The organism is Nocardioides sp. (genome assembly GCF_035429765.1).
Lineage (GTDB): Bacteria > Actinomycetota > Actinomycetes > Propionibacteriales > Nocardioidaceae > Nocardioides.
The window spans coordinates 22,671-28,806 of the sequence record NZ_DAOMFK010000021.1; the positions used below are offsets into that span (position 1 = coordinate 22,671).

Sequence of the window (6,136 nt, forward strand, 5' to 3'; positions counted from 1 at the left end):
GTGACCTCAGTCCAGGCCGAGGTCCCGGCGCAGCTTGGCGACGTGGCCGGTGGCCTTGACGTTGTACTGCGCCAGCGCGATCTTCCCCTCCGGGTCGACCACGAACGTCGAGCGGATCACGCCCTGGACCACCTTGCCGTACAGCTTCTTCTCGCCGAACGCGCCGTACGCCGCCAGCACCTGCTTGTCCGGGTCGGAGAGCAGGGTGAGGCCGAGCCCGTCACGGGCCCGGAACTTGGCGAGCTTCTCGGGCTTGTCGGGGGAGATCCCCAGCACCTCGTAGCCGTGGGCCCGCAGCCCCTCGAGCGAGTCGGTGAAGTCGCAGGCCTGCGTGGTGCATCCGGGGGTCATCGCCGCGGGGTAGAAGTAGACGATCACCGAGCGGCCGCGCAGGCCCGAGAGGGTGACCTCGGTGCCGGTGTCGTCGGGGAGCGTGAAGTCGGGGGCAGTGTCGCCCGGAGCCAGGCGGGGGGTCTCGGCCATCGGGGGTCCTCGTGGTCGGGGGGCTTGTTGCGCATGGTTCGCAATAACGTACAGTGGGCGGCAGTGCCCAACCTACCGTGCGGCCACAGTCGAAGGAGAGCCGATGCACGTGCCCGACGGGTTCCTCGACGCGCAGACGTCGGTGGCGACCGCGGTCGTCGCCGCCGGTGGGGTGGCGCTCGCCCTGCGCGGCGCCAGGCGGGAGCTGGACGACCGGACCGCCCCGATGGCCGGGCTCGTCGCCACGTTCGTCTTCGCCGGGCAGATGATGAACTTCCCGGTCGCGGGTGGCACCAGCGGTCATCTCCTCGGCGGTGCCCTGGCCGCGGTGCTGGCGGGCCCGTGGACCGCCGTGCTCTGCCTCAGCGTGGTGCTGCTCGTCCAGGGGCTGCTGATGTCCGACGGCGGGATCACCGCGCTGGGGACCAACGTCGTGCTGATGGGGCTGGTCGGCGTCGGCGTCGGCTGGCTGGGCTTCCGGCTGGCGCGGGCGGTGCTGCCCCGGCGCCTCGGGTCGGTGGCTCCGGCGGCGGCCTTCGGGGCCTTCCTCAGCGTGCCGGTCGCCGCCCTCGCCTTCACCGCGCTCTTCGCGGTCGGCGGGACCGCGCCCGTCCCGGTGGGAACGGTGGCCGCGGCCATGGTCGGCTGGCACCTGCTGATCGGGATCGGGGAGGCACTGATCACCGGCCTGGTGGTGGGCAGCGTCGTGGCGGTGCGCCCGGACCTGGTCTACGGCGCCCGGGACGTGCTCGCGTCGAGCGACCTGGAGATCCGGCCGGGGGTGGCCGCGTGAGGACCCGCACGTTCGTGCTCGTCGGTGTGCTGCTCGCCCTGCTGGTCGCCGGGGTCGGCAGCTACTACGCCAGCGCGCACCCCGACGGGCTCAGCTTCGTGGCCGAGCAGACCGGCTTCAGCGACCAGGAGCAGACCTCGGCCACCGCGGACTCCCCGTTCGCCGGCTACCAGACCAAGGGCGTCGAGAACGACCGGCTCAGCGGGGGGCTGGCCGGCGTGGCCGGCACGGTGACGGTCCTGGTCCTGGGTGGGGTGCTGTTCGGCCTGCTGCGCCGCCGTACCCACCGCCAGGACTCCGCGCGCGACCCTGCGGAGAGCCAGGGAGCCTGAGTGGGCGCCGGACACGGTCACCGACTGCACTACCACGGCCACAGCCGGGTGCACCGGGCTCCGGCGCACCTGAAGCTGCTGGCGCTGGTCGGCTTCATGCTGGTCGTGGTGGCGACTCCCCGGGAGTGGTACGCCGCCTTCGCGCTCTACGCGGCCCTGCTCCTGGGGGTCGCGGTGATGTCCGGGGTGCCGCTCGGCTACCTGCTCAAGCGGCTGGTGATCGAGACGCCGTTCGTGCTGTTCGCGCTGCTGGTGCCGTTCGTGGCGACCGGCCCGCAGGTGGAGGTCCTCGGGGTCAGCGTCTCCGAGCCCGGGTTGCTCGCTGCGTGGGGCCTGCTGGTCAAGGGGACGCTGGGCGTGCTGGCCTCGCTCACCCTCGCGGCCACCACCGAGCCGGACCAGATCCTGCGGGGGCTCGAGCGGCTGCGGATGCCCGAGCTGATCGTGCAGATCATGGGGTTCATGATCCGCTACCTCGACGTGGTGACCGCCGAGCTCGGCCGGATGACCACGGCGATGCGTTCGCGCGGCTACGACCCGCGCTCGCCCCGGCACTGGCCGGTGCTCGCCCGCGCCCTCGGCGCGCTCTTCATCCGATCCTACGAGCGCGGGGAGCGCGTCCACCTGGCGATGCTCTCCCGCGGCTACACGGGCACCCTCCCGAGGGTGGAGGAGCCGTGAGCGCGCCCGTGCTCGACGTCCACGGCCTCGCCTACGCCTACCCCGACGGGCACCAGGCGCTGTTCGGCGTGGACCTGCACGTGCACGCGGGGGAGCGGGTCGCGCTCCTCGGCCCCAACGGGGCCGGCAAGACCACGCTCGTGCTCCACCTCAACGGCATCCTCACCCCGGGGGCCGGGAGCGTCTCGGTGAGCGGGCTCCCGGTGGCCAAGCAGCACCTCGCGGAGATCCGCCGCCGGGTGGGGATCGTCTTCCAGGACCCCGACGACCAGCTCTTCCTCGGCACCGTGCGCCAGGACGTCGCCTTCGGCCCCGCCAACGCGGGGGTGCGTGGCGCCGAGCTCGACCGGCGGGTGATGGAGGCGCTGGACCAGGTCGGCATGGCCGACTTCGTGGACCGACCGCCGCACCACCTCTCCTTCGGCCAGCGGCGCCGCGTCGCGGTGGCCACGGTGCTGGCCACCCGGCCGGAGATCCTGGTGCTCGACGAGCCGTCCTCCAACCTCGACCCCGCCTCGCGCCGCGAGCTCGCCGACATCCTGCGCGGGCTGGACGTGACCGTGCTGATGGTGACCCACGACCTGCCCTACGCGCTCGAGCTGTGCCCCCGGTCGGTGCTGCTCAGCGACGGGGTGGTGGTGGCGGACGCGCCGACGTACGACGTGCTCACCGACGACGCGCTGATGCGCGCCCACCGGCTGGAGCTCCCGTTCGGCTTTGATCCGCGGATCATTGGTAACCTTCCCGCGTGACCACGGAAATGTCCTCGCTGGAGACCGAGATCGAGCAGACGCGCGACCGGCTCGCCAAGACGATCGACGAGCTCGTCTACCGGACCAGTCCGAAGACCATCGTGAGCCGCCAGATCGCGGCCACCAAGGCGCACTTCGTCGACCCGGTGACCGGGGCACCGAGGACCGACAACATCCTCAAGGTGGCCGGCGGCGTGGTCGGGGTGGTCGTGGTCTTCGCCGTCCTCCGCGCGATCACCCGCTGACCCGTCGCTGTTTTCCACCGCCGATGGCCGACAAGACGCCGATCCGGATGCTGCACGACCGCATCCTGGTCGAGATGGACCGGGAGACCGGCGAGCGCCGCTCCTCTGGCGGCATCGTGATCCCGGCGACGGCTGCCATGGGGGCTCGGCGGCTGACCTGGTCGCGGGTGGTCGCGGTGGGCCCCAACACGCGGTCGGTGGAGAGCGGCGACCGGGTCCTGTTCGACGCCGACGACAAGGCCGAGGTCGAGGTGAACGGAGAGGTGTACGTCGTGATGCGGGAGCGCGACCTGCACGCCGTGGCCTCCGACCGCCTGGGGGACTCGCCCACCGGCCTCTACCTGTGAGGCGTCAGGAGACCTTATGACCGCCACCCTCCGCGTGCTGGCCGGGCTGCTGCTCCTCGGGGGCGTACTCGTCGGAGCACCGGCCCACGCGCGGCCGTGGGACGACGCCCAGCGGCTGTGCCAGGTCAAGGACGCCCGGATCCGGGAGAACAGCGGGATGTCGCGCAGCACCTACGCCCGGCCAGTGCTGTTCGCGCACAACGACAGCGGGGGAGGCCCCCAGTTCTTCGCGCTCGGGACGGGCTGCCGCACCAAGGCGGTCTTCGACGTCCCCGGGGCGCCCGCGAAGGACTGGGAGGACATGGCCTCGGGGCCCGGTCACACGCTGTGGTTCGGCGACATCGGCGACAACAACCTGAAACGCAGCGAGATCAACGTCGTGGTCGTCAAGGAGCCCCGGCGGCTGCGCAGCCGGGCCCTCGGCTACCGCTCCTACCGGCTCAGCTACCCAGACGGCCCGCACAACGCCGAGTCGCTGATGGTCCGTCCCACCACCGGCCGGCTCTACGTGATCACCAAGGCCTCCGCCGGAGCCGGCATCTACCGCGCACCGGCCACCCTGGACCCCGACCACGTCAACCCGCTCACCCGGATCGCCGACGCGCCGGGGCAGGGGCTCAGCGGCGCGGACTTCGCCCCACGAGGGGGTCGGTTCGTGCTGCGCGGCTACCCCACGGCGTACGTCTTCTCGGGGATGCACGACACCCCCACCAAGGTGCCGCTGCCCACAGCGCACACCTTCGGCGAGGCTGTGACCTTCAGCCGTGACGGCGCGCTGATCCTCGGTGCCGAGGGCGTGCACGAGTGGGTGTGGCGGATCCGCCGCTGACCGCCCGCGGTCACCCCGGCTGGTCGCCGCTGGCGAGCGCTCTCGACACAGCAGCCTCCGCGCTGGTCTCGAGCGCCGGCTCACCGTCGCCGTACACCGCGATCACGTGCCGCAGCACCGGGCAGGAGTTGCCGCCCGCCGCCTTCGTGTATGACCGGCTCGAGTGACCTTCTGCCTCGCCGGGCGGCCCGCATGACTCCGGCCCCGCTGGGTAACCGGTGCTTACACAGTCACCACGACCGGCGAGGAGAGCAGCATGAGCGCTCAGGACAAGGCCCGCAACCAGGGCGAGGGCATGATCGGCACGGCGAAGGAGAAGCTCGGCCAGGCCACCGATGACGAGAGCATGGAGCGCGAGGGCCGGACCGAGCGGTCCAAGGCGGACCTCAAGCAGGCGGGAGAGAAGGTCAAGGACGCCTTCAAGTGACCCGCTCACCCCGGTTCCGTTGACAGGCGATGAGCCGGCGAGGAGCCTGAGAGGCAGCGGCACGGGGGAGTCCCACGAGGAGGCGGGCCATGATCCTGGTAGCCGGAGCCACAGGAATGGTCGGAGGACTGGTCTGCGCGCGGCTGGCCGCGGGCGGCATGTCGGCCCGCGCGATGGTGCGGCCGACCTCGGTGAGCGAGAAGCTGGAGGGGCTGCGGGCCGCCGGCCTGGAGATGGTCGAGGGGGACCTGCGCGACCCCGCCTCCCTGGACGCGGCGTGCGCCGGAGTCGACTCGGTCATCTGCACGGTCTCCTCGATGCCCTTCTCCTACGACCCCGGTGTGAACGACATCGAGACCACGGACCGGGCCGGGGTGGAGGCGCTCATCGATGCCGCTGCGCGTGCGGGTGTCAGCCACTTCGTCTACACGTCGTTCTCCGCGAACCTGGACCTGGACTTTCCCCTGTGTCGGGCCAAGCGTGAGGTCGAGCAGCACCTGAGGGACAGTGGCCTCACCTACACGATCCTTCGACCGAGCTGCTTCATGGAGGTGTGGCTCAGCCCGGCGGTCGGCTTCGACCCGGCGAACGGCAGCGTCACCATCTACGGGGACGGCACCCGGCCGGTGAGCTTCATCGCTGCGGACGACGTGGCTGCGTTCGCCGTGGCGAGCCTGTCGGCGCCGAGCGCCCGCAACGCCGTCCTCGAGCTCGGCGGACCGGACGCGCTCAGCCCCCTCGAGGCGGCCTCGATCTTCGAGGAGTCCGTCGGCCGGGCGCTCCAGCGGCAGTTCGTGCCGGTGGAGGCCCTGCAGGAGCAGCTGGCAGGAGCCACCGACGGGATGCAGCGCTCCTTCGTCTCTCTCATGCTGTGCGTGGCCAAGGGCGACCCGATCGACATGAGCGCTCTGCCGGACGACCTCTCCGTTTCCTTAACCTCGGTGCGGGAGTTCGCCGGGCGCTGACGCGGTCGCTGCTGGTTTCCCCGGGCGGGGAAACCAGCACATGTGGGGGGTTGCACCCGTGAGAAGTGCGAGTGTGCCTTGCCCGGTGGGACGGTTGGGGCTGGTGGGGCTGCGACGACGTACGCCGGCGGGGTTCGCCATGGGTGACGCCGGTCGCGCGCCCTCCCTGTCGGGTCAGCCGGCGCGGAGCGTCCGGGAGGGTCCTCCGGCGATAGCGCGGAGCTTCTCAGTCACCAGGTGGCTGTTGGGTTTTGGGTTCTGCTGGGCGCTGGCGTGGGGGCG

General features: G+C 71.8%; 10 protein-coding genes. 9 read left to right on the forward strand and 1 reads right to left on the reverse strand.

Annotated features, from left to right (window positions below; all coding sequences use genetic code 11):
• Positions 1–6: 6 nt before the first annotated feature.
• On the reverse strand, positions 7–483 hold the full coding sequence (gene bcp, locus PLP61_RS04015; RefSeq protein WP_324500593.1) for a thioredoxin-dependent thiol peroxidase: 477 nt from the start codon (positions 481–483) through the stop codon (positions 7–9).
• A gap of 103 nt (positions 484–586) precedes the next feature.
• On the opposite strand from bcp, the gene PLP61_RS04020 reads away from it, so the two are divergent.
• From PLP61_RS04020 to PLP61_RS04060, 9 genes are all read left to right on the forward strand, one after another.
• On the forward strand, positions 587–1,276 hold the full coding sequence (locus PLP61_RS04020; RefSeq protein WP_324500595.1) for an energy-coupling factor ABC transporter permease: 690 nt from the start codon (positions 587–589) through the stop codon (positions 1,274–1,276).
• Complete coding sequence (locus tag PLP61_RS04025) at positions 1,273–1,608, forward strand: PDGLE domain-containing protein (protein ID WP_324500597.1); 336 nt, start codon at positions 1,273–1,275, stop codon at positions 1,606–1,608. The genes PLP61_RS04020 and PLP61_RS04025 overlap by 4 nt, the downstream gene beginning before the upstream one ends.
• Positions 1,609–2,289, forward strand: a complete 681-nt coding sequence (cbiQ, locus tag PLP61_RS04030; protein WP_324500599.1) for a cobalt ECF transporter T component CbiQ — start codon at positions 1,609–1,611, stop codon at positions 2,287–2,289.
• On the forward strand, positions 2,286–3,041 hold the full coding sequence (locus PLP61_RS04035; protein WP_324500602.1) for an energy-coupling factor ABC transporter ATP-binding protein: 756 nt from the start codon (positions 2,286–2,288) through the stop codon (positions 3,039–3,041). The genes cbiQ and PLP61_RS04035 overlap by 4 nt, the downstream gene beginning before the upstream one ends.
• Entirely contained in the window at positions 3,038–3,286 is a 249-nt protein-coding gene (locus PLP61_RS04040; protein ID WP_324500604.1) for a DUF3618 domain-containing protein, read from the forward strand. Before PLP61_RS04035 ends, PLP61_RS04040 begins: the two co-directional genes overlap by 4 nt.
• A gap of 23 nt (positions 3,287–3,309) precedes the next feature.
• A complete protein-coding gene (locus tag PLP61_RS04045) occupies positions 3,310–3,633 on the forward strand; it encodes a GroES family chaperonin (protein ID WP_324500606.1) in 324 nt (107 codons plus the stop codon).
• Between the two features lie 16 nt (positions 3,634–3,649).
• Positions 3,650–4,462: a hypothetical protein gene (locus tag PLP61_RS04050; protein ID WP_324500608.1), complete on the forward strand. Its 813-nt coding sequence runs from the start codon at positions 3,650–3,652 to the stop codon at positions 4,460–4,462.
• Positions 4,463–4,718: 256 nt separating this feature from the next.
• Positions 4,719–4,889, forward strand: a complete 171-nt coding sequence (locus PLP61_RS04055) for a CsbD family protein (RefSeq protein ID WP_324500610.1) — start codon at positions 4,719–4,721, stop codon at positions 4,887–4,889.
• Between the two features lie 89 nt (positions 4,890–4,978).
• A complete protein-coding gene (locus PLP61_RS04060) occupies positions 4,979–5,854 on the forward strand; it encodes an SDR family oxidoreductase (RefSeq protein ID WP_324500612.1) in 876 nt (291 codons plus the stop codon).
• Positions 5,855–6,136 lie beyond the last annotated feature (282 nt).